At 62.0% G+C, this 26,608-nt stretch carries 24 protein-coding genes; 9 read left to right on the top strand and 15 right to left on the bottom strand.

Annotated features, from left to right (window positions below; all coding sequences use genetic code 11):
• Nucleotides 1–39: 39 nt before the first annotated feature.
• Both alr and dnaB read right to left on the bottom strand, forming a co-directional pair.
• Entirely contained in the window at nucleotides 40–1,119 is a 1,080-nt protein-coding gene (gene alr / locus QOL81_RS17300) for an alanine racemase (protein WP_060425158.1), read from the bottom strand.
• A gap of 17 nt (nucleotides 1,120–1,136) precedes the next feature.
• Nucleotides 1,137–2,561: a replicative DNA helicase gene (dnaB, locus tag QOL81_RS17295; RefSeq protein WP_025160134.1), complete on the bottom strand. Its 1,425-nt coding sequence runs from the start codon at nucleotides 2,559–2,561 to the stop codon at nucleotides 1,137–1,139.
• 167 nt (nucleotides 2,562–2,728) lie between these two features.
• Here dnaB and QOL81_RS17290 point away from each other — a divergent pair, with 167 nt between their 5' ends.
• Nucleotides 2,729–3,712 (top strand): quinone oxidoreductase, encoded by a 984-nt coding sequence (locus tag QOL81_RS17290; RefSeq protein WP_060425029.1) that lies wholly within the window; start codon nucleotides 2,729–2,731, stop codon nucleotides 3,710–3,712.
• A gap of 300 nt (nucleotides 3,713–4,012) precedes the next feature.
• Here the strand turns inward: QOL81_RS17290 and pspG are convergent, their stop codons facing one another.
• From pspG to QOL81_RS17275, 3 genes are all read right to left on the bottom strand, one after another.
• The gene (gene pspG, locus QOL81_RS17285; RefSeq protein ID WP_025304448.1) at nucleotides 4,013–4,231 is read right to left on the bottom strand and encodes an envelope stress response protein PspG; all 219 of its coding nucleotides are present in this window, start codon (nucleotides 4,229–4,231) and stop codon (nucleotides 4,013–4,015) included.
• Between the two features lie 157 nt (nucleotides 4,232–4,388).
• The gene (dusA, locus tag QOL81_RS17280; protein ID WP_087762599.1) at nucleotides 4,389–5,399 is read right to left on the bottom strand and encodes a tRNA dihydrouridine(20/20a) synthase DusA; all 1,011 of its coding nucleotides are present in this window, start codon (nucleotides 5,397–5,399) and stop codon (nucleotides 4,389–4,391) included.
• Between the two features lie 111 nt (nucleotides 5,400–5,510).
• Nucleotides 5,511–6,083, bottom strand: coding sequence for a sugar O-acetyltransferase (locus tag QOL81_RS17275; protein WP_197757943.1), 573 nt, complete (start codon nucleotides 6,081–6,083; stop codon nucleotides 5,511–5,513).
• 245 nt (nucleotides 6,084–6,328) lie between these two features.
• Between QOL81_RS17275 and zur the strand changes: the two genes are divergently transcribed.
• Nucleotides 6,329–6,841 carry a zinc uptake transcriptional repressor Zur gene (gene zur, locus QOL81_RS17270; protein WP_015379223.1) on the top strand — a complete coding sequence of 171 codons (513 nt, stop codon included), beginning with the start codon at nucleotides 6,329–6,331 and terminating at the stop codon, nucleotides 6,839–6,841.
• A gap of 102 nt (nucleotides 6,842–6,943) precedes the next feature.
• Here the strand turns inward: zur and QOL81_RS17265 are convergent, their stop codons facing one another.
• The 4 genes from QOL81_RS17265 to QOL81_RS17250 all read right to left on the bottom strand — a co-directional run bounded on the left by QOL81_RS17265 (nucleotide 6,944) and on the right by QOL81_RS17250 (nucleotide 9,987).
• Nucleotides 6,944–7,153 (bottom strand): CsbD family protein, encoded by a 210-nt coding sequence (locus tag QOL81_RS17265; protein WP_004936743.1) that lies wholly within the window; start codon nucleotides 7,151–7,153, stop codon nucleotides 6,944–6,946.
• A 315-nt stretch (nucleotides 7,154–7,468) separates the two neighbouring features.
• Nucleotides 7,469–8,806 carry an MATE family efflux transporter DinF gene (gene dinF, locus QOL81_RS17260; RefSeq protein WP_060425155.1) on the bottom strand — a complete coding sequence of 446 codons (1,338 nt, stop codon included), beginning with the start codon at nucleotides 8,804–8,806 and terminating at the stop codon, nucleotides 7,469–7,471.
• A 101-nt stretch (nucleotides 8,807–8,907) separates the two neighbouring features.
• A complete protein-coding gene (gene lexA / locus QOL81_RS17255) occupies nucleotides 8,908–9,516 on the bottom strand; it encodes a transcriptional repressor LexA (protein ID WP_025160136.1) in 609 nt (202 codons plus the stop codon).
• Nucleotides 9,517–9,618: 102 nt separating this feature from the next.
• Entirely contained in the window at nucleotides 9,619–9,987 is a 369-nt protein-coding gene (locus tag QOL81_RS17250) for a diacylglycerol kinase (RefSeq protein ID WP_015379225.1), read from the bottom strand.
• A gap of 149 nt (nucleotides 9,988–10,136) precedes the next feature.
• Between QOL81_RS17250 and plsB the strand changes: the two genes are divergently transcribed.
• Nucleotides 10,137–12,602 (top strand): glycerol-3-phosphate 1-O-acyltransferase PlsB, encoded by a 2,466-nt coding sequence (plsB, locus tag QOL81_RS17245; RefSeq protein ID WP_060425184.1) that lies wholly within the window; start codon nucleotides 10,137–10,139, stop codon nucleotides 12,600–12,602.
• 66 nt (nucleotides 12,603–12,668) lie between these two features.
• Here plsB and ubiA read toward each other — a convergent pair whose 3' ends face one another.
• Together ubiA and ubiC are read right to left on the bottom strand one after the other, a co-directional pair.
• The gene (ubiA, locus tag QOL81_RS17240; protein WP_049201503.1) at nucleotides 12,669–13,541 is read right to left on the bottom strand and encodes a 4-hydroxybenzoate octaprenyltransferase; all 873 of its coding nucleotides are present in this window, start codon (nucleotides 13,539–13,541) and stop codon (nucleotides 12,669–12,671) included.
• A gap of 17 nt (nucleotides 13,542–13,558) precedes the next feature.
• The gene (ubiC, locus tag QOL81_RS17235) at nucleotides 13,559–14,074 is read right to left on the bottom strand and encodes a chorismate lyase (RefSeq protein ID WP_038874327.1); all 516 of its coding nucleotides are present in this window, start codon (nucleotides 14,072–14,074) and stop codon (nucleotides 13,559–13,561) included.
• Between the two features lie 392 nt (nucleotides 14,075–14,466).
• On the opposite strand from ubiC, the gene QOL81_RS17230 reads away from it, so the two are divergent.
• The 3 genes from QOL81_RS17230 to QOL81_RS17220 are packed head-to-tail and all read left to right on the top strand — an operon-like array spanning nucleotide 14,467 to nucleotide 17,884.
• A complete protein-coding gene (locus QOL81_RS17230; protein ID WP_060425154.1) occupies nucleotides 14,467–15,849 on the top strand; it encodes an MFS transporter in 1,383 nt (460 codons plus the stop codon).
• Nucleotides 15,850–15,873: 24 nt separating this feature from the next.
• Complete coding sequence (locus QOL81_RS17225) at nucleotides 15,874–16,875, top strand: LacI family DNA-binding transcriptional regulator (protein WP_197757937.1); 1,002 nt, start codon at nucleotides 15,874–15,876, stop codon at nucleotides 16,873–16,875.
• A 25-nt stretch (nucleotides 16,876–16,900) separates the two neighbouring features.
• Nucleotides 16,901–17,884, top strand: coding sequence for a nucleoside hydrolase (locus tag QOL81_RS17220; RefSeq protein ID WP_070913899.1), 984 nt, complete (start codon nucleotides 16,901–16,903; stop codon nucleotides 17,882–17,884).
• Nucleotides 17,885–17,939: 55 nt separating this feature from the next.
• On the opposite strand, the gene malM is transcribed toward QOL81_RS17220, so the two are convergent.
• The 4 genes from malM to QOL81_RS25770 form a co-directional block, all read right to left on the bottom strand.
• Nucleotides 17,940–18,845: a maltose operon protein MalM gene (malM, locus tag QOL81_RS17215; protein ID WP_197757938.1), complete on the bottom strand. Its 906-nt coding sequence runs from the start codon at nucleotides 18,843–18,845 to the stop codon at nucleotides 17,940–17,942.
• Between the two features lie 100 nt (nucleotides 18,846–18,945).
• Nucleotides 18,946–20,238 carry a maltoporin gene (locus QOL81_RS17210; protein WP_049288181.1) on the bottom strand — a complete coding sequence of 431 codons (1,293 nt, stop codon included), beginning with the start codon at nucleotides 20,236–20,238 and terminating at the stop codon, nucleotides 18,946–18,948.
• 29 nt (nucleotides 20,239–20,267) lie between these two features.
• Nucleotides 20,268–21,377 (bottom strand): maltose/maltodextrin ABC transporter ATP-binding protein MalK, encoded by a 1,110-nt coding sequence (malK, locus tag QOL81_RS17205; protein ID WP_038874339.1) that lies wholly within the window; start codon nucleotides 21,375–21,377, stop codon nucleotides 20,268–20,270.
• The gene (locus QOL81_RS25770; RefSeq protein WP_060425181.1) at nucleotides 21,370–22,341 is read right to left on the bottom strand and encodes an alpha-amylase family glycosyl hydrolase; all 972 of its coding nucleotides are present in this window, start codon (nucleotides 22,339–22,341) and stop codon (nucleotides 21,370–21,372) included. The genes malK and QOL81_RS25770 overlap by 8 nt, the downstream gene beginning before the upstream one ends.
• A gap of 358 nt (nucleotides 22,342–22,699) precedes the next feature.
• Between QOL81_RS25770 and malE the strand changes: the two genes are divergently transcribed.
• The 3 genes from malE (at nucleotide 22,700) to malG (ending at nucleotide 26,555) form a co-directional block, all read left to right on the top strand.
• Nucleotides 22,700–23,893 (top strand): maltose/maltodextrin ABC transporter substrate-binding protein MalE, encoded by a 1,194-nt coding sequence (malE, locus tag QOL81_RS17190; protein WP_019453233.1) that lies wholly within the window; start codon nucleotides 22,700–22,702, stop codon nucleotides 23,891–23,893.
• 182 nt (nucleotides 23,894–24,075) lie between these two features.
• Nucleotides 24,076–25,653: a maltose ABC transporter permease MalF gene (gene malF / locus QOL81_RS17185; protein ID WP_141960390.1), complete on the top strand. Its 1,578-nt coding sequence runs from the start codon at nucleotides 24,076–24,078 to the stop codon at nucleotides 25,651–25,653.
• An 11-nt stretch (nucleotides 25,654–25,664) separates the two neighbouring features.
• Nucleotides 25,665–26,555: a maltose ABC transporter permease MalG gene (gene malG, locus QOL81_RS17180; RefSeq protein WP_004936696.1), complete on the top strand. Its 891-nt coding sequence runs from the start codon at nucleotides 25,665–25,667 to the stop codon at nucleotides 26,553–26,555.
• Nucleotides 26,556–26,608 lie beyond the last annotated feature (53 nt).

Genomic DNA, 26,608 nt, shown 5'->3' with positions numbered 1-26,608 from the left:
TGAGAAACGGGGCCGACGCGCGTCGGCCCCTGCGGCGTTTCAGTCGCCGATGTATTCCATCGCCACGCGCTGCGTGAGCTTGGTGATCAGCTCGTAGGCACTGATGCCGGTGCAGACGGCGATGCGCTCGACCGGCAGCGCCGGCCCCCACAGCACCGCTTCATCCCCCACCTTATCGGCGGCGGCCGGCCCGAGATCGACCGAAATCATGTCCATCGACACCCGGCCGACGATCGGCACTTCGCGGCCGTTGATCAGGATCGGCGTACCGGTCGGCGCGCTGCGCGGGTAGCCGTCGCCGTACCCCATCGCCACCACGCCCAGCCGGGTATCGCGCGGGCTGACCCAGGTGCCGCCGTAGCCGACCGCTTCGCCGGCCTTGTGCTCGCGCACCGCGATCAGGCTGGACTTCAGCGTCATCGCCGGCTGCAGCCCATGCTCGGCGCCGCTGCCGTTATCCAGCGGCGACACGCCGTACAAAATAATACCGGGGCGTACCCACTCGTTGTGGGCGTCCGGCCACAGCAGCGTGCCGCCGGAGGCGGCGACCGAGCGCTGGCCCGGTTTGCCGCGCGCGAACTGCTCGAAGCAGGCGATCTGTTTCAACGTGGTGTCGGATTCCGGCTCGTCGGCGCGGCTGAAGTGACTCATGATATTGACCGGCTGCGCCACGTTGCGGCAGGCGCACAGGCGCTGATAAAACGCCTCCGCGTGTTCGGGGCGCACCCCCAGCCGATGCATGCCGGTATCGAGCTTCATCCACACCGGCACCGGACGCGCCAGCTCGGCCTGCTCCAGCGCTTCGAGCTGTTCGATGCTGTGCACCGCGGTTTCGATGTTGTTCGCCACCAGCACCGGCAGATCTTCGGCACTGAAGAAGCCTTCCAGCAGCAGGATCGGTTTGACGATGCCGCCGGAACGCAGCATCAGCGCTTCGCCGATGCGCGCCACGCCGTAGCAGTCGGCGTCTTGCAGGGTGTGTGCTGTTTCCAGCAGGCCATGTCCATAAGCGTTTGCTTTCACAACGGCAATCAGGCGGCTTTGCGGCGCCTGGCGGCGCACCTGTTGCAGATTATGTCGCAGAGCGCGGCGGTCGATTACAGCGGTTGCCGCTTTCATTTCAGTTCCTTAGCTGATTATTCGTCATCGTATTGTGGCCCCGCGTAGTTGTCGAAACGCGACCACTGGCCGTTAAAGGTAAGGCGCACGGTGCCGATCGGGCCGTTACGCTGCTTACCGATAATAATTTCCGCGATCCCTTTCAGATCGCTGTTCTCGTGATACACCTCATCACGATAGATGAACATAATCAGGTCAGCATCCTGCTCGATAGAGCCGGATTCACGCAGGTCGGAGTTGACCGGGCGCTTATCGGCGCGCTGCTCCAGGCTTCGGTTCAGCTGCGACAGCGCCACCACCGGCACCTGCAGCTCTTTCGCCAGCGCCTTCAGCGAGCGCGAAATCTCGGCGATCTCCAGCGTACGGTTGTCGGACAGGGCCGGCACGCGCATCAGCTGCAGGTAGTCGATCATGATGAGGCTAAGCCCGTCGTGCTCGCGGAAAATGCGCCGCGCGCGCGAGCGCACTTCGGTCGGCGTCAGGCCGGAGGAGTCGTCGATGTACATGTTGCGCTTCTCCAGCAGGATACCCATGGTGCTGGAAATGCGCGCCCAGTCCTCGTCGTCGAGCTGGCCGGTACGGATGCGCGTCTGATCCACGCGCGACAGCGACGCCAGCATACGCATCATGATCTGTTCGCCGGGCATCTCCAGGCTGAAGATCAGCACCGGTTTTTCCTGGGTCATCGCGGCGTTTTCGCACAGGTTCATGGCGAAGGTGGTTTTCCCCATCGATGGACGGGCGGCGACGATGATCAGATCGGACTTTTGCATGCCCGCAGTTTTCTTGTTGAGGTCCTGATAGCCGGTATCGACCCCGGTCACGCCGTCGTGCGGCTGCTGATACAGCTGCTCGATACGCGATACGGTGTCTTCCAGGATGCGCTCGATGCCCTTCGGGCCTTCGTCTTTGCTGGCGCGGTTCTCGGCGATTTGGAATACGCGAGATTCCGCCAGATCGAGCAGGTCTTCGCTGCTGCGCCCCTGCGGATCGTAGCCGGCGTCGGCGATCTCGTTAGCCACCGAGATCATCTCGCGCACCACCGCGCGCTCGCGCACGATGTCGGCGTAGGCGCCGATGTTGGCGGCGCTCGGGGTGTTTTTCGACAGCTCGGCCAGGTAGGCGAAGCCGCCGACCGAGTCCAGCTCGCCTTTCTGCTCCAGCGATTCGGACAGGGTGATGAGGTCGATAGGCTTGCTCATCTCCAGCAGACGCTGCATCTCGGTAAAGATCAGGCGATGCGGGCGGCTGAAGAAGTCGTTGGCGACCACGCGCTCCGCCACGTTGTCCCAGCGCTCGTTATCCAGCATCAAACCGCCCAACACCGACTGCTCGGCCTCCAGCGAGTGCGGCGGCATCTTCAGCCCTTCCATCTGACGATCTCTGGAACGCTCTCTGGTTTCGTCCGCGTTTGTTTTGTTGGTTGGTTTTTTTCCTGCCATGAAACGTAGTCTTTATCCGGTTGCGAATGAAGGATCTTGACGCGAGAGTATACGTGATTTTTGCGTCATAACCGATGCAAAAAAGGTATTGAATCCCGCACGGGTGAACTGGATCTCCGATACTAAAAAGAATAGGGTGAAATCAGACACTCAAACGAGGTAACGATATGGCCAAGCGCATTCAGTTTTCCGCCACCGGCGGGCCGGAAGTCTTGCAATACGTTGATTTTACACCGCTCGATCCCGCCGCCGGCGAAGTGCAGATCGAGAACAAGGCGATCGGCATCAACTACATCGACACCTATGTGCGCAGCGGGCTGTACGCCCCGGCGAGCCTGCCGAGCGGCCTCGGCACCGAGGCGGCCGGCGTGGTGGTCAAGGTTGGCGCCGGCGTCAGCGCGATCAAACCGGGCGACCGGGTGGTGTATGCGCAGTCATCGCTCGGCGCCTACAGCGAAGTCCACAACGTGCCGGAAGAAAAAGTGGCGCTGCTGCCGCACAACCTCAGCTTTGAGCAGGGCGCCGCTTCTTTCCTCAAAGGGTTGACGGTGCACTACCTGCTGCGCCAGACCCACGACGTGCAGCCGGGTGAAGTGTTCCTGTTCCATGCCGCCGCCGGCGGGGTTGGGCTGATCGCCTGCCAATGGGCCAAAGCGCTGGGCGCGCGCCTGATCGGCAGCGTCGGCTCCGACGAAAAGGCCGCGCTGGCGAAACAGGCCGGCGCCTGGGCCACCATCAACTACCACAAAGAGGATATCGCCCAGCGGGTGGCCGAGCTGACGCACGGCGAGAAGGTCGGCGTGGTGTACGATTCGGTGGGGCAAAGCACCTGGCAGGCCTCGCTCAACAGCCTGAAACGGCGCGGCCTGATGGTCAGCTTCGGCAACGCCTCCGGCCCGGTGACCGGCGTCGATCTGGCACTGCTGAATCAGAAGGGCTCACTGTACGTCACCCGCCCTTCCCTTAACGGCTACATCACCAACCGCGCCGAGCTGCAGTACGCCAGCAACGAGCTGTTCTCGCTGATCGGCAGCGGCGCCATTCGGGTGGAGGTGAAAGACGAGCAGAAATTTGCGCTGGCCGACGCCCAGCGGGCACACCAGGTGCTGGAAAGCCGCGGCACCAGCGGCTCCAGCCTGCTGATCCCCTAATTGCCGCAAAAGAAAAGGGCTCCTTACGGAGCCCTTTCTGTTACTGCGTTTTGTAGGGGTAGAGCAGAGTCCGCCAGAGACAGGGGGTTGCTTCAGCAACACGAATTTTGGTTGTCTCTCACGGTGATGAAATCGGTCGCATCACTGCATCGACAAACATCCTAACAGCCCCGTCCGGCAAAAAACACGCTTTATGTGCCACATCGCGCGGCAAAACTGCCAAGCTGTGATCGCTGCCGCATTAGCGGGGCGGCAAGTTGTGCAAGTTTCATCGCGACTGACTGATTATTCAGCAAAAAATCAGTAACGTCTGGCCTGCGGTTTCTGCATCGACCGGTAAATCCATACCCCGACGACCGCCAAAATCAGCCACGGCAGCAGCTTGATGACCACCGCGAACAACCCGCCCAACAGCATGAACGCCGCCGCCACCAACAGCGCAGCGAAGATCCCCAGCAGCGAGATGCCGGTCACCATCAGCATCACCACAAAGCCAATGAGAAAGAAGATTTCCAACATGATTGCTCCTTTGCAATACAACGTATCTGCTGAGGGAATTACAAGAAGCGTGCCAGAATGGCGGAAGGGCTAACCTATTGAAAAGATGGGGCAGGCATCCGGCAACGCGCCGAATGCCTGGTGAAAAAGACTAACTGTTAGTCAAAATTTTTGTGGGTTACGCCATTTCCACACGCGGCTGACGCACCAGCGCCAGCGCCTGCTCCACCACCCGCGCATCGGCGCCCGGCTTGTGGGCGTTCTCGCTCAGGTGGCGACGCCACTGGCGCGCGCCCGGCACGCCCTGGAACAAACCGAGGATGTGGCGGGTGATGTGGCCGAGATAGGTGCCGTTGGACAGCTCGCGCTCAATGTACGGATACAGTGCTTCGACGATCGCCACGCTGTCCGGCACTGCGGTCTGCGCGCCGAACAGTTCGCTGTCGACCTGCGCCAGGATGCCCGGATTCTGGTACGCCTCGCGCCCCATCATCACGCCGTCCAGATGCTGCAGATGCTGCTGCGCCTCTTCCAGCGTTTTCACCCCGCCGTTGATGGCGATGGTCAGCGCCGGGAAATCCCGCTTCAGCTGATAAACGCGCGGGTAGTCCAGCGGCGGCACTTCGCGGTTCTCTTTCGGGCTGAGGCCGGAGAGCCAGGCCTTGCGCGCGTGGATGGTGAACATGTCGCACTCGCCGCGCCCGGCGACGGTTTGGATAAAGTCGCACAGGAAGGCATAGCTGTCCTGATCGTCGATGCCGATGCGGGTCTTCACCGTCACCGGGATCGACACCACGTCGCGCATCGCCTTGATGCAGTCGGCGACCAGCGTCGCCTGCCCCATCAAACAGGCACCGAACATGCCGTTTTGCACGCGATCGGACGGGCAGCCGACGTTGAGGTTAATCTCGTCGTAACCGCGCTGCTCCGCCAGTTTGGCGCAGTGCGCCAACGCGGCCGGATCGCTGCCGCCCAGCTGCAGCGCCACCGGATGCTCTTCTTCGCTGTAGGCCAGGTAGTCGCCCTTGCCGTGAATGATCGCGCCGGTGGTCACCATTTCGGTGTACAGCAGCGTTTCCTTGGTCAGCAGGCGGTGGAAGTAACGGCAATGACGATCGGTCCAGTCGAGCATCGGCGCGATGGAGAAACGATTGGCGGCGTAGGTTGGGGCGTGGTTGTCTTTCGTCATGCTGAGTTACTGGCTACCTGAGTCTGTCTGGGTTTAACGAACGGCGCGCGGCCGCAAACGGCTATTATAACGGCAATCGGCGCCGTTGGGAAAACCGCCTTCGTTTCCCCTCTATTCCAACGTGCGGATAACCCGGCACGGCTGCCCCAGCGCCAGCACATTGGCCGGGATGTCGCCGGTCACGATGCTGCCCGCGCCGATAGTCGTGCCGTCGCCGATGGTCACGCCCGGCAAGATCACCACGTTACCGCCGATCCATACGTTGCTGCCGATGGACACCGGCTGCGCCGAGGTGTGGAAAGGAAAGGCCGGGTCGCCGGTAAAGCGTTCGCCGGCCTTCAGCGGGTGGCTCGGCGTGTAGATTTGCACGTTGGGGCCGATCAGCGTGTTGTCGCCGATGGTGATGGTATTGCAGTCGAGGAACACCGCATTGACGTTGATAAAACAGTTTTTACCGATGCGGACATGTTGCCCGTAGTCGCACCAGAACGGCGTTTCGATCCAGCTCGCCTCGCCCCAGGCGCCGAACAGTTCGCCGAGCAGGCGGTTTTTCTCGTCCGCCTGATGCGAATCCAGCGTCCCCAGGCTTTTGGTCAACGCCCTGGCCCGATGGTACATCGCAATCAGTTCTTCATCGCGGCTGTTGTACTCCAGGCCGCTTAACAGCTTCTCTCTTTCCGTCATCACACAAGGCTCCTGTTCGTCACGCGGGTGAAGCGCGTTATACCGCTCTCGCCAGCGGCTCTCCAGCGCTAAAATCGGCAACGTTGATTTGCCGCCCGGCGGAGGGGAAAAGTTGTGATGCATCTCTCTTTTAGCGCGCTCAGCGCGCCTTTCCCTGCGCAATCCTCAGGGGAAAAGGGGGCAACTCTCGGCGATTCGCCGTAATCATGGTAAAATCGGCTTTTTTACGTACCGGGATATTTGCGATGAACTCAACCACCCAGGAAAAGCTGCTGGCGCAGGCGGAACGCCTCTGCCAACAACGCAATGTGCGATTGACGCCGCAACGGCTGGAAGTGCTGCGTCTGATGACCCAGCAACCCGGTGCAATCAGCGCTTATGACCTGCTCGATCTGCTGCGCGTCGCCGAACCGCAGGCCAAGCCGCCGACGGTCTATCGCGCGCTGGATTTTCTGCTGGAGCAAGGGTTTATCCATAGAGTGGAATCCGCCAACAGCTACGTGCTGTGCCACCACTTCGAACAGCCGATGCACACGTCCGCACTGTTTATCTGCGACCGCTGCGGCCAGGTGACCGAACGCACTACCGAAGGCGTAGAGGAAACGCTGCAGAAGCTGGCGCAGGAGGCCGGATTTGCGCTGCGTCACAGCGTGGTGGAAGCGCACGGCCTGTGCGCCGGCTGCGTGGAGGTTGAGGCATGCGACAGCAAGCATGACTGCGCCGAACACGATCACAGCATCGCCATCAAGAAGAAGTAACACGAAGTCAGGTACCTCCCTGTACCTGCGGCCGGGGCGCCAGAGGATGAGAGCGACGCCGGCCTGCGCTGGGCAAGCCGCCTTCAATGGCGGCCCTGCAAATTACCAGCGGTGTTTGGTGTGATCTTCCCAGGCTTTCACCTCTTTCTCGGCCGCCTCTTTCTGGTAACCGTAGCGCTCCTGGATTTTACCGACCAGCTGTTCGCGTTTCCCTTCGATGACCGTCAGATCGTCATCGGTCAGCTTGCCCCATTTTTCCTTCACTTTGCCTTTAAGCTGCTTCCAGTTACCGTCGGCTTGATCTTTATTCATAGTCTCTCCGTTAACCTGTGGTGAATCAGTGATCCCTGTCGCCGGCTGGGGTTAACCAGAAATTTTTCTGGCCGATACGCCCTTCACCTTAAGGAATATCGCTCCCCTTCATTCGCCAGCCACATGATTCATTCTAGTTAAACATGGAAATAAAAAAGCCATATGACAGAATAAAAAACCATTAATAAATGAAATAAACATAAAAAACGCCAACAAACAACGAGCTAAGCCGGGCAGAACCAGGCTGGAAACATGTAAGCAAACATGAACAAAAACATAAGACAAATTAATAATTAACCCAACAAAGCGCACGGTTTAGCGTGCGGCAAACCAGCTGCCGCGCACCTGATGGCGGTGCCAAATCCAGCCCAGTGCCAGACCGCGCAGCGCCAGAAACACCGCCAGCGCCAGCCAGAGTCCGTGGTTGCCAAGCAGCGGCACGCTGAACAGCGCCAGACCGTATCCCGCCGCAGCCACCGCCATGCTGTTGCGCATCTCGGCACCGCGCGTGGCACCGATAAACATGCCGTCCAGCAAATAGCACCACACCCCGACCAGCGGCAGGATGACCTGCCACGGTAAATAGTGGGCGGCCAACGCACGCAGCTCCGGCAAGGAGGTCAACGCCGCCACGATCTGCTGGCCGGTAACGGCATACGCCAGGGCGAAGGCCAGCGCGACCAGCCCTGCCTGCCTGCAGGCCGCGTGCCACACCTTTCGCAGCTGGCTGTCGTCCCGGGCACCGTAGGCGTGGCCCGAATGGGCTTCCACCGCATAAGCGAAGCCGTCGAGCGCATAGGCGGTGAACGTCAGCAGATTCATCAATACCGCGTTGACCGCCACCACGTCGCTCCCCAGACGAGCGCCAAAGATGGTCAGCGATGCAAAGCACAGCTGCAGCAGCAATGAACGCAACATGATGTCGCGGTTAAGCGCCAGCAGCCGACGCAGATCGCCACGCCAGGCCTGGCGCAGCATCGGCAGGGTGATACCGCGCAGGCGCATCACCCGCCACGCCAGCCACAGGCCGAGCAGCAGCGTGGCGTATTCGGCGATGGCGGTTGCCGCCGCCGCCCCTCGCACGTTCCAGCCCAGGCCCATCACCAGCCAGATATCCAGCACGATGTTCAGCAGGTTGCCGACAATCAGCAGGATCACCGGCGCACGCACATACTGCACGCCGAGCAGCCAGCCCAGCAGCACCAGATTAGCCAGCGCCGCCGGCGCGCTCAGCCAACGGATCTCAAGAAAACGCCGCGCCTGTTCCAGCACCTCGCCATTACCACCGACGATCCGCAGCGCCAGTTCGATCAGCGGATAGCGCAACAGGACGATCGCCACCCCGGCCAGCAGCGCCAGCAGAAGCGGCTGCATAAAGGCGCGCGCCAGCGCCTGCGGGTTCTGTGCCCCCAGCGCCTGCGCCGCCAGGCCGGTGGTGCTCATGCGCAGGAACAACAGCAGCATGAACAGGAAGCTGGTCGCCACCGCGCCGATCGCGACGCCCCCCAGGTAGATCGGGCTGTCGAGGTGGCCGATCACCGCGGTGTCCACCAGCCCGAGCAGCGGTACGGTGATATTGGAGAAAATCATCGGCAGAGCCAGACGCCACAGGGCTTTATCGGTGTCGCTGGTGAAGGCGGAAATCAAGCGCATGATGAGATGTTCCCGTAGCAGTGGCGAAGGGCAAGGTCAGAAACAAAAACGCCCCAGAACAGGGGCGATTGATACAAGAGGCGGCACTGAGAGTGCGACGATTAAATCCAGTCACCGTTGCGGATCACGCCGACCGCCAGCCCTTCGATAGTGAAATTCTGCTGGCGCAGATCGACCACGATCGGTTGGAATTCGTTGTTCTCCGGCAGCAGCTCGACCACGTTGCCGTGTTTTTTCAGGCGCTTGACCGTCACTTCGTCTTCGATGCGCGCCACCACGACCTGGCCGTTGCGCACGTCTTGCGTTTTGTGCACCGCCAGCAGATCGCCGTCCAGAATGCCGATGTCACGCATCGACATGCCGTTCACCCGCAGCAGGAAATCGGCGCTCGGTTTAAACAGGGAAGGATCCACCTGGTAGTGCCCTTCGATGTGCTGCTGCGCCAGCAGCGGCTCGCCGGCGGCGACGCGGCCGATCAGCGGCAGCCCTTCTTCTTCTTCCATCAACAGGCGGATACCGCGCGAGGCACCGGAGACGATTTCGATCACGCCTTTGCGTGCCAGCGCCTTCAGGTGTTCTTCGGCGGCGTTAGGCGAGCGGAACCCCAGACGCATCGCGATCTCGGCACGCGTTGGCGGCATGCCCGTTTGCGAAATATGATCGCGAATCAGATCGTAGACCTCTTGCTGTCTGGTAGTTAGTGCTTTCATTCCGCCCCCTGTTTGTTTATACAGTCTTGCTGTGAGTATATACAGGTAAGCGCGGATTGGGAACCGAAGAATAAATAAAAATCAGTCAGTAGGCGCCTTTCGTCAGCCAAAATGCTGCCATAAGACCGTGCCCCAAACGAACAGCGCCAGCACGATCGCCAGCGACACCGCCGCCGATCCCATGTCCTTGGCCCGGCCGGACAGTTCGTGATGTTCGCTGCCGATGCGATCCACCACCGCCTCGATCGCGCTGTTCAGGATCTCGACGATCATCACCAGCGCTACCGATCCGATCAATAAAATGCGCGCTATCGCACCCACATCCAGCCAGACAGCCAGTATGATAGCCAGCAGGGTGACCACCAGTTCCTGGCGGAAAGCCGCTTCGTGCTGCCAGGCGGCGGAAAGCCCTTTATAGGAATAGCCGGCGGCCTTGATGATGCGGGTCAGTCCGGTTGCTTGGTTTGCCATGTTTTCGTGCCTTTCTCAGAGGTCGGTCATAATAAAAAGAGTCTAGAACAGTCCGCGCTGACGGCTCTCGGTTTTCGAACACCACAGATCTGCTACCCGGTTTCTGGTATGCTTGCGGCGCATTGCTAACAAGAGGCTTCACGTTGTTTATGTCAGGTTGGCGTAAAATTTATTATAAAATATTGAATTTACCACTTAAATTGTTGGTAAGAAGTAAGGTCATCCCTTCAGATCCGGTTACCGAGCTAGGGTTGGATCCCTCACGGCCGATTTTGTATGTTTTACCTTACAATTCCAAGGCGGATTTGCTGACGCTGCGCACCCAGTGCCTGGCGCAGGATCTGCCCGATCCGCTCAACTCGCTGGAGATCGACGGCACCGTGCTGCCGAGCTACGTGTTCATTCACGACGGCCCGCGCGTGTTCCGCTACTACACCCCGAAAGAAGAGTCGGTAAAGCTGTTCCACGACTATCTGGATCTGCACCGCAGCAATCCGGATCTCGACATTCAGATGCTGCCGGTTTCGGTGATGTTCGGCCGCTCGCCGGGCCGCGAAGGCCACGGCACGCCGCACCTGCGTCTGTTGAACGGCGTGCAGAAATTCTTCGCCGTGCTGTGGCTCGGCCGCGACAGCTTCGTGCGTTTCTCCAACACCGTTTCGCTGCGCCGCATGGCCACCGAGCACGGCACGGATAAAACCATCGCGCAGAAACTGGCGCGCGTGGCGCGCATGCACTTCTCGCGTCAGCGCCTGGCCGCGGTAGGCCCGAGCCTGCCGGCCCGCCAGGATCTGTTCAACAAGCTGTTGGCGTCCAAAGCGATCGAAAAAGCGGTCGAGGACGAAGCGCGCAGCAAGAAGATCTCGCACGAGAAAGCCCAGCAGAACGCCATCGCGCTGATGGAAGAGATCGCCGCCGATTTCTCCTACGAAACCGTGCGCCTGTCCGACCGCGTGCTGAGCTGGACCTGGAACCGGCTGTATCAGGGCATCAACGTCACCAACGCCGAGCGCGTGCGCCAGCTGGCGCAGGACGGCCACGAGATCGTCTACGTGCCCTGCCACCGCAGCCACATGGACTACCTGCTGCTGTCCTACGTGCTGTATCACCAGGGCCTGGTGCCGCCGCACATCGCCGCCGGCATCAACCTCAACTTCTGGCCGGCCGGCCCGATCTTCCGCCGCTTGGGCGCGTTCTTCATCCGCCGCACCTTCAAGGGCAACAAGCTGTACTCGACGGTGTTCCGCGAATACCTCGGCGAGCTGTTCACCCGCGGCTACTCGGTGGAATACTTCGTGGAAGGTGGCCGTTCCCGCACCGGGCGTCTGCTGGAGCCGAAGACCGGCACCCTGTCGATGACCATCCAGGCGATGCTGCGCGGCGGCACCCGTCCGATCACGCTGGTGCCGATTTACATCGGTTACGAACACGTGATGGAAGTGGGCACCTACGCCAAAGAGCTGCGCGGCGCCACCAAGGAAAAAGAGAGCCTGCCGCAGATGCTGCGCGGCCTGCGCAAGCTGCGCAATCTGGGCCAGGGTTATGTCAACTTCGGCGAGCCGCTGCCGTTGACCGCTTACCTCAACCAGCACGTGCCGCAGTGGCGCGAGTCTATCGATCCGATCGAAGCTCAGCGCCCAAGCTGGCTGACGCCGACGGTCAACGATCTGGCCGGCCAGATCATGGTGCGCATCAACAACGCCGCCGCGGCCAACGCCATGAACCTGTGTTCCACCGCGCTGCTGGCTTCGCGCCAGCGTTCGCTGACCCGCGAACAGCTGGTCGAACAGCTCGAGTGTTACCTGCAGCTGATGCGCAACGCGCCTTACGCGCATGACGTCACCGTGCCGACGCAAACGCCGGACGAGCTGCTGGATCACGCGCTGAACATGAACAAGTTCGAGGTGGAGAAGGACAACATCGGCGACATCATCATCCTGCCGCGCGAGCAGGCGGTGCTGATGACCTATTACCGCAACAACATCCACCACCTGCTGGTGCTGCCGTCGCTGATCGCCAGCATCGTGATGCATCATCGCCGGGTATCGCGCGCCGAGCTGCTGCGTCAAATCGGCATGATCTACCCGATGCTGAAAGCCGAGCTGTTCCTGCATAACGACAAGGAACAGCTGCCGGAGGTGCTGCAGCCGGTGATCGACGAGCTGATCCGCCAACAGCTGATCTGCGACAAAGGCGACGAGCTGGTGCTGAACCCGGCGCGCATTCGCCCGCTGCAGCTGCTGGCCGCCGGGGTGCGCGAAACCCTGCAACGCTACGCCATCACCATGTCGATCCTCAGCGCCAACCCGAGCATCAACCGCGGCGCGCTGGAGAAAGAGAGCCGCATCATGGCGCAGCGTCTGTCGGTGCTGCACGGCATCAACGCGCCGGAGTTCTTCGACAAGGCGGTGTTCTCCACCCTGGTGGCGACGCTGCGCGAAGAAGGCTATATCAACGATAGCGGGGATGCGATCCGCGAGCACACCCTTGAGGTGTACAACATGCTGAGCGATCTGATCACGCCGGAAATCAAGCTGACCATCGAAAGCGTCAACATGCCGGCAGAGACCAACGCCCTGCCGCAAGCCGACGCGGAAGAAGAGCAGGACGAGTGATGTCGTCCGGCACCGAAACACAAAAGGCACCCCCTGGGGTGCCTTTTTTCTTGCTTTGCGAAACCGTTACGCCGGCAGATAGCTCAGCGCGATGCCGATAAATACCACCAAGCCGACATAGTTGTTCTGCAGGAAGGCCTTGAAGCAGGCTTCGCGCTCGCGGCCGGCGATCTGTTTTTGCTGGTGAATGAACAGCGCGCCCGCCAGCAACAGCGACCAGTAAAACGCCCCGCCGAGCTGCGCCAGATAACCGACCCACACCAGCAGCAGCAGCGTCGCGAACTGCAGCAGCCCGACGATCAGCTTGTCATAACGGCCGAACAGGATAGCGGTGGATTTGATGCCGATCTTCAAGTCATCGTCGCGATCGACCATCGCATACAGCGTGTCGTAGGCCACCGTCCAGCAGATGTTGGCCAGCAGCAGCAGCCAGCAGCTGAGCGGCAGCGATTCGCTGACCGCCGCATACCCCATCGGAATGCCCCAGCCGAACGCGGCGCCCAGCACGAACTGCGGCAGGTTGGTCACCCGCTTCATGAACGGATACACCCAGGCCAGCGCCAGCGCCGCCAGCGACAGCCAGATGGTCATCGCATTGAGCGTCAACACCAGGCAGAACGAGATCAGCACCAGCACCGCAAACAGCACCTTGGCCTCTTTCGCGCTCACCCGACCGCTCGGCATCGGCCGCCCGGCGGTGCGTTTCACGTAGCCGTCCACCGCGCGATCGGCGTAGTCATTCACCACGCAGCCGGCGGCGCGCATCAGGAACACGCCGAGCACGAACACCAGCAAAATCGACAGCGGCGGCACGCCTTTCCCGGCCAGCCACAGCGCCCACAGCGTCGGCCACAGCAGCAACAGCGTGCCGATCGGTTTATCAATGCGCATCAAATGGCTGTAAGCCCGCCATTTACTTTGAGTCACGCTTCCCTCCAAGGTCTTGCTCTCCTCTCTTATGCAGGAACCGCTGAATACAGCGGCGAAGCCGGTAAAAACAATTCGGTCAGCAACAGCGGTTTGCCCGCCAGCCGCAGCCGTGAACGGCGCGCCCACAGCGCATCCTGTCGGCCGATATGGATATAGTCGCGGGTCAGATCGCCGCTGCTGAACAGGTAGCGCCCCAGCGGCAGCGTGCCCAGATCCACCAGCGCCTGGTCGGGGCCGGTCAGCGTATTTTCCGGGATCACCGTGCGCCCCAGCAGCCAGGGCTGGTCGTCGCCCAGCAGCACCACTTCGCGCAGCCAGTAGCGCGGGCTGTCGGGCAGGTGATTCGCCTCGTCGCCCAGCGCCTCGCGCGTGACGAAGCATTCGCGCTGCGGTTCGACGCGCACCTGGGCGCAATGGCGTTCAAATCGGCGGGTCATGGAGCCTAACTCCATCAGCCAGTCGCTGACGGCGGCGGGCGCCGGAGGATCCTGTTCGGACAACCACTCCAGCGGCGGCAGGATGGAATCCCTGATGCCAGACATTGCTTTACTCCTCGCCTGAACCGCGGCCGGTACGGCGCGCCAGACGATACAAACTGTTAACAGGCCCCCATTGTAGCGCAGAAATACGAAAGCGGCAGGCTGATTCGTGGCGAAAACGGCGGTGGCTTCCGCCGGAAAAACCGGGTTCCTGTCATCTTTTTGCCATCCGCGTTCTCTATCTTCGTTCCCCGGCACGATGACGATTCTGTGATCGCCTGCAAAGTTTCATCTTTGTCGCGTTGTTTTATCTACGCGCGTAGATACTCTGACACCGCAGCGTTGAATCGCCATGCGTCCGACATCATTTGTCGGCACACCTTTGTTGCCGGCACCAGGGAAACCATCTTTAACCGCGCCCCTCCAGGCGCAGAACAAAAGAGGATAGCACTGCCATGAGCGAAACAACGCTTGCCACTCCACAGACCGCCGACGCCGCGCTGGCGGCCGATGAACGCCTGGCAACCAAAGAGGGGCGCAGCCAATTTTGGCGCGCCACCTTCTCCTGCTGGCTCGGCACCGCCATGGAATACGTCGATTTCGCGCTGTACGGCCTGGCGGCCGGCATGGTGTTCGGCGACGTGTTCTTCCCCGAGGCCACGCCGCTGGTCGCCCTGCTGGCCAGCTTCGCCACCTACTCCGTCGGCTTCGTCGCGCGGCCGATCGGCGCGCTGGTGTTCGGTTGGATCGGCGATCGCAAAGGCCGCCGCGTGGTGCTGATCACCACCGTGGCGCTGATGGGCCTCTCCACCACGCTGATCGGCCTGATCCCGTCCTATGCGCAAATCGGCGTCTGGGCACCCACCTGCCTGGTGATCCTGCGCTTCGCGCAGGGGTTCGGCGCCGGCGCGGAGCTGTCCGGCGGCGCGGTGATGCTGGCGGAATACGCGCCGGCCAAACGGCGCGGGCTGGTGGCGTCGATCATCGCCATCGGCTCCAACAGCGGCACCCTGCTGGCGTCGCTGGTGTGGCTGCTGGTACTGCAGCTCGACAAGGAAGACCTGATGAGCTGGGGCTGGCGCATTCCGTTCCTCGCCAGCATTCTGATCGCCGGCGTGGCGCTGTACCTGCGCCGCCACGTGCGGGAAACGCCGGTCTTCGAGCGCGAGCTGCAGCAAAACCACCAGCGCATGCTGGACGCCGCCCAGGCCGCACCGGATACGCGCAGCTACCTGCAGCGCACCAAGGCGTTCTGGGTGATGCTCGGCCTGCGCATCGGCGAAAACGGCCCTTCCTACCTGTGCCAGGGCTTTATCGTCGGCTACGTCGCCAAGGTGCTGATGGTCGATAAATCGGTGCCGGCGCTGGCGGTGCTGATCGCCTCGCTGTGCGGTTTTCTGGTGATCCCGCTGGCCGGCTGGCTGTCCGATCGCTTCGGCCGCCGCGTCACCTACCGGTGGTTCTGCCTGCTGCTGGTGCTGTACGCCTTCCCGGCGTTCTGGCTGCTCGACAGCCGTGAACCGGCGATCGTCATCTCGGTGATCGTGGTCGGCATGTGCATCGCGTCGCTGGGGATCTTCGGCGTGCAAGCGGCCTATGGCGTCGAACTGTTCGGCGTGAAGAACCGCTACTCCAAAATGGCGTTCGCCAAGGAGCTCGGCTCGATCCTCTCCGGCGGCACCGCGCCGCTGATCGCCACCGCACTGCTGTCCGGTTTCGGTCACTGGTGGCCTGTCGCCTGCTATTTTGTTGTAATGGCGGGCATCGGCTTAATCACCACCTTCTTTGCTCCCGAAACCCGCGGCCGCGATCTCAACCTGCCGCAGGATGCCGCGTAGCGAGAAGGCGAACAGGACCTCAATGTGGATAATCACTCCGCGCGACGCGTTACCCGCGCCGACGTGGCTCGCGTAGCGGGCACCTCCGTCGCCGTAGTCAGCTATGTGATCAACAACGGCCCGCGCCCGGTGGCGGAAGCCACCCGGCTGCGCGTGCTGGCGGCGATCGAGCAGACCGGCTACCGGCCGAACGACATCGCGCGGGCGCTGGCCTCCGGCAGCACACAAACCTACGGGCTGGTGGTGCCGGATATTTCCAACCCGTTCTTCGCCACCCTGGCGCGGGCACTGCAGCAGGAAGCCTTCAGCCGCGGCCGTGTGCTGCTGCTGGGCGACGCCGGCGACGATCGTCAGCGCGAGTATGAACTTATCAACAACCTGCTGCGCCGCCAGGTCGAAGGCCTGCTGTACACCAGCGTCGATCGCCACCCGTGGTTCGATCTGATCCGCGCCTCCGGCACGCCCTGCGTAATGATAGACACCATCGACAGCCAGGCCGGCGTCTGCGCCATTCGCGTCGACGAGCGCGACGCCGCCTGCCAGGCAACCCGCCATCTGCTGCAACACGGCTATCGCGACATCGGCATTTTTATCGGCCCGCTGACCATGCTCAACGCGCAGGATCGCCTGAACGGCTGGCGCGATGCGCTGCTGGAGGCGGGTATCGCGCCACGCGACGAGTGGATTTTCGAAGTGCCCTACACCCGCCAGGGCGGTTACCAGGCCACCCAGCGCCTGGTGCAAGGCCCACGCCCGCGCGCCGTTTTCACCTCTAACGAGCAACAGGCGCTCGGCTGCCTGTCGGCGTTGGCGGAGCATGGGCTGCGCGCGCCGGACGATCTGGCGCTGATCTGTTTTAACGGCACGCAGCAATCCGAATTCAGCGTGCCGCCGCTCAGCGCGGTCGAGCAGCCGATCGACGCCATGGCCAAGCGGGCCATCGCCATGCTGGCCGCCGGTGCCGCGCCCGCCGAGCTGCATGAATTCGCTTTTCAACTGCGCATCCGCCGCTCCTGCGGCTGTTAGCGGTTTTTCAGGACACCTTATATATATGCGTTTAATCATTGATTGCGATCCCGGCAACGGCGTGCCCGGCGCCAACGTCGACGACGGCCTGGCGCTGGCCCTGGCGCTGGCGGCCAAACCGCAGCTGCAGCTGGAGCTGATCAGCATCGTGGCTGGCAACACCCCGCGAGAAGTGGGCTTCGCCGTCGCCACCGATCTGCTGGCGCAGAGCGGCTATCAGGTGCCGGTCGCCCTCGGCGCGGCGCGCGCCCTGAGCGAGCCGCCGGAGCCGTGGCGCGCACATCTGGACCGCCCGATCGCCGATCCGAAGCTGGCGGCGCTGTGGCGTGACCTGCCCGCGCCCTCGCTGGCCTACGCGCCCGCACCGGACGCCGCCATCGCCATCGGCGAGCTGATCTGCCGGCATCCCGGCGAGATCACGCTGGCGGCGATCGGCCCGCTGACCAACGTTGCGCACGCCATGCAGCTTTACCCGCAGATGGCGCAGGCGGTGAAAGAGATTGTGATCATGGGGGGCGTATTCAACGTCGACGGGTACATCAAGGACACCAATTTCGGTTTGGATCCGGAAGCGGCGCGGCTGGTGTTGAACAGCGGCGCCACCATCACGCTGGCACCGCTGGATGTCACCACCCAGACCATGCTGACCCAGGCGGATCTGGCCGAGTTGACCCAGCCGGACACCCCGCTGTGCCGCTATTTACGCGCCACCACGCGGCCGTGGATCGACTATTCGCGCCATACGCGGCACCTGCCGGGCTGCTGGATCCATGATGCGTTAGTGATCGCCTGGTTGCTGGCGCCGCAGCTGGTCACCACCGAGATGTTCCATGTGGATGTGGCGCTGGAAGGGGCGTTGACGCGCGGCAGCTCACGCCGCTGGCGGCCGGACAGTCTGCGCCTGACGGTCGGCATGCCGCCGCCGCAGGGCAAGCCGGTGCGTGTCATGCAGCAGGTAGACAACGCCCGTCTGTTGGCGTTGATCGGCGCAACGCTGGCCCGCGGATGAAAAAAGGTGCGCCAAAGCGCACCAATCATCGAGCCAGCATCGGCAGCGCCGGGTGTTACCCCTTGCCTTTAACGCTGCTGATAAACGTTTTACGCGCGGTGGTCGAGCCCAGTTTCTCGGCCTCATTCATCAGTTTCAGCGCCTTGTCGATATCGCCCGCCTTCACCGCCTGTTTGATGCCGTTATTGAAGTAGCTTTCGGTATCGTTGAGCATCGGCTCCGCCGGTTTCTCCGGCTCCGGTGCCGGTGCCGCCACGGCGGCAGGGGCGGTCGAGCCCACCACCACCGGCGCCACGGTCGGCGCAGGCTGCAGCATGCCGATCATCACGTTGCCGGTGCCCTGTTCAGCGGTGACCTTAAGCTTCAGCGTGCCGGTCGTCGCGTGGCCGGCGATCGGATCCGGGATATCCGGTACCGCGTTGCCCACGCCCTGCGCATAGGCCTTGGCCGGGTTGGTCAACTGCGTGGTTTTCGCCAAGTCCTGGCGGGTGGTGTACACCAGCAGGTAAATCTGTTTTTGGCCGAGCGCCGGCGTCAGTTTCAGCGTGCCTTCGAGGCGATCGGAGGACATCGCCCCCGGCGGCTGATACGGGAAGTAGCTGCTCGGGTAATACGCCGCCGGGCGCAGATGCTCGTCCAGCACCAGCACGCTCGGCGCATAAAGCGAATTGTTTTTGGCAAGGCTGCTCAGCGTCACTTCCAGCGAACCGCGATCGGCCGGCAGCGTATAGGCGGCGATCGCCCCCTGAATCTCGCCCTGATTGAGCTGCGGGCTGACGGCGTCGAGCTTCACCTCTTGCGACACCGGCGGCTGCAGCGGCTGCCACGGCAGGCTTTGCAGCGTGGCGGTGCTGATGGCCGGCGCGACGGAAACGTTGGCCGGCGTCTCGGCGTTGGCCGCCAAAGGCGCGCCGACGGTCAGCGCCAGCGACAGGCAGAGTGACAGCAGATTCTTTTTCATCGTTATATCCTCTTTCAGCGCTGCGGCGGATCAGGCAAGAGATCCGGCCGCGGCGAATGCGGTTGGGGGAGAGCCGCTGGCCCTCCCCGCCCTGTCGTCGTTACCACCAAATTTCCATCTGGGCGCCGAAGGTGACTTCGTCATCCTTGCCGCGGCTGAAGGTATGCATGCTGGTGTCGTTGTAAGCGGTGCCGGCGTTATACCCGGTGTCGTCACCGGTGGCGTAGCCCCACTTCTCATCCCACTTGGCGTAGGTGGCGAACAGACGGATGGCCGGGCGCGACCAGATGCTGTTGCCCGCCTGCCACTGCTGGGCCAGGGTCACTTTATACTGGCCGTTGCGATCGCCGGTGCGCTGGGATTTGACGTTGTCGTAGCCCGCTTCCAGCAGGGTGCTCATGATCGGCGTCCATTTGTACATCGGGCGCACGCCCACGGTGTACCAGGTGGTGCCGTTGTTGTTGTCGCGGTCGATGTCCTGGAACATGGCGACGTACATCAACGCCCATTGATCGTTGAAGTCGATGGCGCCGTGATCCAGCACGCGGATCATCTTGCCGTTGTTATCGATGGTGGCGCCTTCGTTGCGGCCGTTGTTCTGCGAGGTCATCGAGTCGGTGGCGTACTGCACCACAAACTTGTTGTAACCGTTCAGGATGCTTTGGGTGTGTTCCGCGGTGAACATCCAGCCGTCTTTGCTGGCGCCGTCGGCCAGGTGGTAGTGGTCCTGCGCATTGGCGCGACCGTAGTCCACGCCCAGCTCCAGGGTGCCGCCCGGGTTCAGCTCCAGGCCGGCCAAGCGCACGTCGAAGGTGTCGTTGACGGTCGGACGCTGTTTCCATTCGTTATCCAGGTAGCCGTAAGAGCCGCCGGACTCCGAGTTGCGGGTCACGGCAGCGGAAAGCTTGCCGAAGCCCAGATCGATGTTTTCCAGACCGGCGCCCGGGCCGGAGATATCCCAGTAGTAGAAGTCGATCATGTGAACGTCATGACGCTGATAGAAGCGCTTACCGGCCCACAGCGTGGAGCCCGGCAGCCAGTCGATCAGGTTTTTACCCTGCACGTTGACTTCGCGGAAGCCCGGAGTCACGTCTTCCCAGTCGGAACGTTGCGAGACCGAATAGGCCAGGTTGGTGTCGAAGTAGAAGCTCTTGTCGCCTTCTTTCCACACTTCCTGCCCCAGTTTGAGCTCGGCGTAGGTTTCGCATTCGTTGCCGAGACGGTATTTGCTCGCGGCACCGGTGGCCTTGAAGCACTGTTGCTCACCGCCGCTGCCGGTCCAGCCGATGCCGGAACGGGCGTAACCGTGGAAATCCACGGCCAGCGCCTGGGTAGAGAGAACACCGGCGGCGACAGCCAGTGCCAGAGGAAGTTTGCGCAGAGTAGTCATCATTATTCTCCTGTTATACCGACTTTGATGCTTTAAACGCCCGGCTCCTGGTGCAGCCGTTTACATGCCGTACCGTCTTCACGGAATAGGTGGCAGCGGTGAGGCGGCAGGCCGATGGCGAATGTGGCACCTTCTTCTACCAGCACCACGTCATTCTGGCGGTACACCAGGTTTTGACGGATAGCCGGGATTTGGATGTGGATTTGCGTCTCGTTGCCGAGTTGCTCCACCACCTGTACGTCGCCGGTAAGCCGCACTTCAGAGGCTTCGCCAGGCAGCAGATGTTCAGGGCGAATGCCCAGTGACAGGTTGGCGCCGGGCTGAACGCCCGCGCCTTCCACCGGCAGCCAGACCAGCTGGCGGTTGGGCAGTTCGACCTGCACCTGTTGCGGCTGCGCCGCGGTCACCTTGACCGGCAGGAAGTTCATCTTCGGCGAGCCGATAAACCCGGCGACGAAGCGGTTGGCCGGGTAGTGGTACAGTTCCAGCGGCTTGCCGACCTGGGCCACGCGACCGGCGTCGAGCACCACGATCTTGTCGGCCAGCGTCATCGCTTCGACCTGATCGTGGGTGACGTAAATCATGGTGCGCTGCAGGCGCTTGTGCAGACGGGAGATCTCGATGCGCATCTGCACCCGCAGCGCGGCATCGAGATTGGACAGCGGTTCGTCGAGCAGGAACACGTCCGGCTCAGCGACCAGCGTGCGGCCGATCGCCACGCGCTGACGCTGCCCGCCGGACAGCGCCTTCGGCCGCCGATCGAGCAGGTGTGCCAGCTGCAGCACCTCGGAAACCTGGTTCACCCGTTGATTGATTTCCGCTTTCCTGGCGCCGGCCAGCTTCAGGCCGAACGACATGTTGTCCGCCACCGACAGGTGTGGATACAGCGCATAGGATTGGAACACCATGCCGATGCCGCGCTCGGAAGGCGGCACCTCATTCATACGTTTCTCGCCGATCAGCAGCTCGCCGGAGGTGATGTCCTCCAGCCCGGCGATCATGCGCAGCAGCGTCGATTTACCGCAGCCCGACGGCCCGACAAACACCACAAACTCGCCGTCTTCGATGGTCAGATTGACGTCTTTGGAAATCACGGCCTCACCGAAGGCCTTATAAACGCTGCGCAGTGTGACGCTAGCCATGCGTTACTCCCCTGCTTTCGCAGTTAACATGTCGTGTGAAAATGGCGGAGGCAAAGCCCGCCAAAACCCATTGATGACCCTCTTGCTGCGCGCCGTGCTGCCATGCCAACGGCAAGGTCGCCTCAGACGGCGCGGCCGCCTGAGTATAAGGCTGCAGGTTTATCAGCGCTTCAAGGCATTGATCCTGATGGGTAATAAGTAAGCGCACCACGCCGTCTCGCTGGCTGACCGCGCTCAGCTCGCCGCGCTGAATTAGCGGCGAACGGCGCAGGGCCAACAGCGCCTGGCAGTAACGTAAGGTGGAGTGGCTGTCATGCTGTTGGCGGCTGATGGCCAGCGCGCGGTGTTCGATCGCCACCTGCTGATACCAGCTGATTTCGCCGGCGGTGACCTGTTCGGGGGCCTCATGCCACGGCATCGGCGTTTGCGCGCCGCGCGGATCCTGCAGGCCAGCGGCATGCGGCAGCCCCAGCTCTTCGCCCTGATACAGGCAGATCGGCGCCGGCAACATCGCCAGCAGCGTCAGAAAAGCGGCGGCGGAGCGCAAATCGCCCTGCCCCCAGCGGCTGACCACTCGGGGCTGATCCGCGTCGCCGGTGCTCCACAGGCTGTCCGCCAACGAGGCGCGGCGGGCATGCAGCACCGCCACCAGCTTCTCCGCGCTGAACGGCATCACGTCCAGCGCCAATGCGCCGTGGGCGAACCGCTGCGGCGCGGCCGCATTGCGAACGCGGTTGGCTTCATCGGCGTACCACAGCGTCAGCCCTTCGCCCGTCACCGTCGCCTCGGTCTCCGGCGCCAGCGTCTGCGGCAGCAACAGGCCGTCGATCGACAGCGCTTTCAGGTACGGCAGCGCCGCCAGCATGCCGTGCGCGTCGCCCACGCCGTCCCCGTTTCCGTCACGGAAACTGGCCGGATGGATCCGGTACAGGGTGGGCTGGGTGGCGATAGGCATTGACGACATAAATCCGGTATCCCTGCTGCGCGTGGCGTTGAAAATCAATGGGCCGATAGTGCGGGAGTCGCCGGAAAGGGTAATCATCCGTAACAGGATTTTTCATGGGGGAGGAGACGGGAGGATGAGAGAACGGCCACAGCGATGAGAAGTTCCGCGCTTAAGGCAAATCTGTGATCCGGCTGGCAAAAATCGCTCCCCTATTTTGTGCCTGACGCCACAGAATAGAGCGCAACGTTAACTGGATCACACTCCTCATCACAGGGGCGTAGAGGGGGGGAGGATGAGAATATGTCGCGTTGTGACCCACTATTACCGCGAAACGTCTCTCCTTGATTTATGTGCCCACAAAAAGAAGGACTGGATTATGACTCGCAGCATTACCCTCGCCCGCACGCTGGCGCTCTCGGCACTGGCCACCCTGGTACTCTCTTCTTCCGCCTTCGCCAAGATCGAGGAAGGCAAACTGGTTATCTGGATCAACGGCGACAAGGGCTATAACGGCCTGGCCGAAGTCGGCAAGAAATTCGAAAAAGACACCGGCATCAAGGTCACCGTCGAGCACCCGGACAAGCTGGAAGAAAAATACCCGCAGGTGGCCGCCACCGGCGACGGCCCGGACATCATCTTCTGGGCCCACGACCGCTTCGGCGGCTATGCGCAGTCCGGCCTGCTGGCCGAAATCCACCCGTCCAAAGCCTTCCAGGACAAGCTGTTCCCGTTCACCTGGGACGCCGTGCGCTATGACGGCAAGCTAATCGGCTACCCGATCGCCGTCGAAGCGCTGTCGCTGATTTACAACAAAGACCTGGTCAAACAGCCGCCGAAGACCTGGGAAGAGATCCCGGCGCTGGACAAGCAGCTGCGCGCCAGCGGCAAAAGCGCCATCATGTGGAACCTGCAGGAACCCTACTTCACCTGGCCTATCATCGCCGCCGACGGCGGTTATGCCTTCAAGTATGAAAACGGCAAATACAACATCAAGGATGTCGGCGTCGCCAATGCCGGTTCGCAGGCCGGTCTGCAGTTCATCGTCGATCTGGTGAAAAACAAGCACATCAACGCCGATACCGACTACTCGATCGCCGAAGCCGCGTTCAACAAAGGCCAGACCGCGATGACCATCAACGGGCCGTGGGCCTGGAACAACATCGAGCAGAGCAAAATCAACTACGGCGTGACGCTGCTGCCAACCTTCAAAGGCAAACCGTCCAAGCCGTTCGTCGGCGTGCTGACCGCCGGCATCAATGCCGCCAGCCCGAATAAAGAGCTGGCGACCGAGTTCCTCGAGAACTACCTGCTGACCAACGAAGGGCTGGCGGACGTCAACAAAGACAAGCCGCTGGGCGCGGTGGCGCTGAAGTCCTATCAGGAAGCGCTGGCCAAAGATCCGAAGATAGCGGCCACCATGCAGAACTCGCAAAACGGGGAAATCATGCCGAACATCCCGCAGATGAGCGCCTTCTGGTACGCCGAACGCAGCGCGGTGATCAACGCCGTCAGCGGCCGTCAGACGGTGAAAGCCGCGCTGGACGACGTGCAGACCCGTATCACCAAGTAACGACGTCGTGCGGGATTAACATCCCCGAAATAATTGGAGTTACACCGCGACGGCAAGTACGCACATCCCCGGGAGCATAGATAACTATGTGACCGGGGTGAGCGGACGCAGCCAACAAAGGTGTAGCTTCAAGTATGAAGGGGACAAGTGCCCCGCCGTTGCTTCACAGAAAGGAACGCCCTATGCAATTCGCTCACGCCGGGACGCCTGCGCGTAAAAAATCGAAGTGGTGGCAAAGCGACGCGCTGAAATGGCTGGTGGTCGGCCTGTTCAGCCTGGTGACCTGCTACCTGATTGTGTTGATGTATGCACAGGGTGAATACCTGTTCGCCATCCTGACGCTGATCCTGGTCAGCGCCGGGCTTTACGTCTTCGCCAACCGCCGCGCCTATGCCTGGCGCTATGTGTATCCCGGCGTCGCCGGCATGGGGCTGTTCGTCCTGTTCCCGCTGATCTGCACCATCGCCATCGCCTTTACCAACTACAGCAGCACCAACCAGCTGACTTTTGAACGCGCGCAATCGGTGCTGATGCAGCGCCAATTCCAGAGCGGAAAAACCTTTACCTTCGGCCTCTACCCGGCGGAAAACCAACAGTGGCGCCTGCAGCTGACGCCACCGGACAGCGAACAGCCGCTGATCTCCGAACCTTTCCGCCTCGACGCCGCCGCGCCGCAAACCCTGAAGCTGACGGCGCAGAGCGCCGCGCTGCAGGGCGAACGCGCCACGCTGCGGGCGATCACCCAGAACCGGCAGGCGCTGAGCCAGCTGGTGGCGCAGCTGCCCGACGGCGGGGAATTGCGCATGAGCTCCCTGCGCCAGTTCTCCGGCACCCGCCCGCTGTATGCGCTGGACAAAGACGGCAGCACGCTGACCAATAACCAGACTCAGGTGCGCTACCGGCCGAACGGCGACACCGGCTTCTATCAGGCGATCAACGCCGACGGCGGCTGGGCGCAGGAAACACTGAGCCCAGGCTATACCGTCACCACCGGCTGGAAGAACTTCCTGCGGGTGCTGCAGGACGAGGGCATCAAGAAACCGTTCGTGTCGATCTTCATCTGGACCATCGTGTTCTCGGTGATGACGGTGATCCTCACCGTGGCGGTCGGCATGGTGTTGGCCTGCGTGGTGCAGTGGGAGGCGCTGAAAGGCAAGGCGATCTACCGCGTGCTGCTGATCCTGCCCTATGCGGTGCCGTCATTCATCTCGATCCTGATCTTCAAAGGTTTGTTCAACCAGAGCTTCGGCGAGATCAACATGATGCTCAGCCATCTGTTCGGCATCAAACCGGCCTGGTTCAGCGATCCGCTCACCGCCAAGAGCATGATCCTGATCGTCAACACCTGGCTCGGCTACCCGTACATGATGATCCTGTGCATGGGGCTGCTGAAGGCCATCCCGGACGATCTGTACGAGGCCTCGGCGATGGACGGCGCCAACCCGTGGCAAAACTTCTTCCGCATCACCTTACCGCTGCTGATCAAGCCGCTGACGCCGCTGATGATCGCCAGCTTCGCCTTCAACTTTAACAACTTCGTGCTGATCCAGCTGCTGACCAACGGCGGCCCGGACATGATCGGCACCACTACGCCGGCCGGCTATACCGATCTGCTGGTCAGCTACACCTACCGCATCGCCTTCGAAGGCGGCGGCGGGCAAGACTTCGGGCTGGCGGCCGCCATCGCCACGCTGATATTCCTGTTGGTGGGCGCGCTGGCGATCCTGAATTTGAAAGCCAGCAAGATGAACTTCGATTAGGGAGAATAACGATGGCCATGGTTCAACCCAAGTCCCAGCGCCTGCGCCTGTGGATCACCCATATTTTGATGCTGTGCTTTATCGCCCTGATCATGTTCCCGCTGCTGATGGTAGTGGCCATCTCGCTGCGCTCCGGCAACTTCGCCACCGGCAGCCTGATACCGGAAACCCTCTCCTGGGATCACTGGCGGCTGGCGCTCGGCTTCAGCGTCACCCACGCCGACGGCAGCGTGACGCCGCCGCCGTTCCCGGTGCTGCTGTGGCTGTGGAACTCCATCAAGATAGCGGCAATCACCGCCATCGGCATCGTGACGCTATCCACCACCTGCGCCTACGCCTTCGCCCGCATGCGTTTTCGCGGCAAGAGCACGCTGCTGAAAAGCATGCTGATATTCCAGATGTTCCCGGCGGTGCTGTCGCTGGTGGCGCTGTACGCGCTGTTCGATCGCCTGGGCCAGTACATTCCGTTTATCGGCCTGAACACCCACGGCGGCGTGATCTTCGCCTACATGGGCGGCATCGCGCTGCACGTCTGGACCATCAAGGGCTATTTCGAAACCATCGACAACTCGCTGGAAGAGGCGGCGGCGCTGGACGGCGCCACGCCGTGGCAGGCCTTCCGTCTGGTGCTGCTGCCGCTGTCGGTGCCAATTCTGGCGGTGGTGTTCATTCTGTCGTTTATCGCCGCCATCACCGAAGTGCCGGTAGCGTCGCTGCTGCTGCGCGATGTGAACAGCTACACGCTGGCGGTGGGGATGCAGCAATATCTCAACCCGCAGAACTACCTGTGGGGTGACTTCGCCGCCGCCGCGGTGCTGTCGGCGATACCGATTACCGCCGTGTTCCTGCTGGCGCAGCGCTGGCTGGTGGGCGGCCTGACGGCCGGCGGCGTGAAGGGGTAATTTGTGCCACTGCAGTGCGTTTGATGTCTTTCCTTATCTTTTACCCTATGGAT

Origin of the sequence: Serratia sp. CC22-02, from assembly GCF_900182895.1 — a bacterium.
Lineage (GTDB): Bacteria > Pseudomonadota > Gammaproteobacteria > Enterobacterales > Enterobacteriaceae > Serratia > Serratia nevei.
This window is presented reverse-complemented; position numbering and strand designations above follow the sequence as displayed.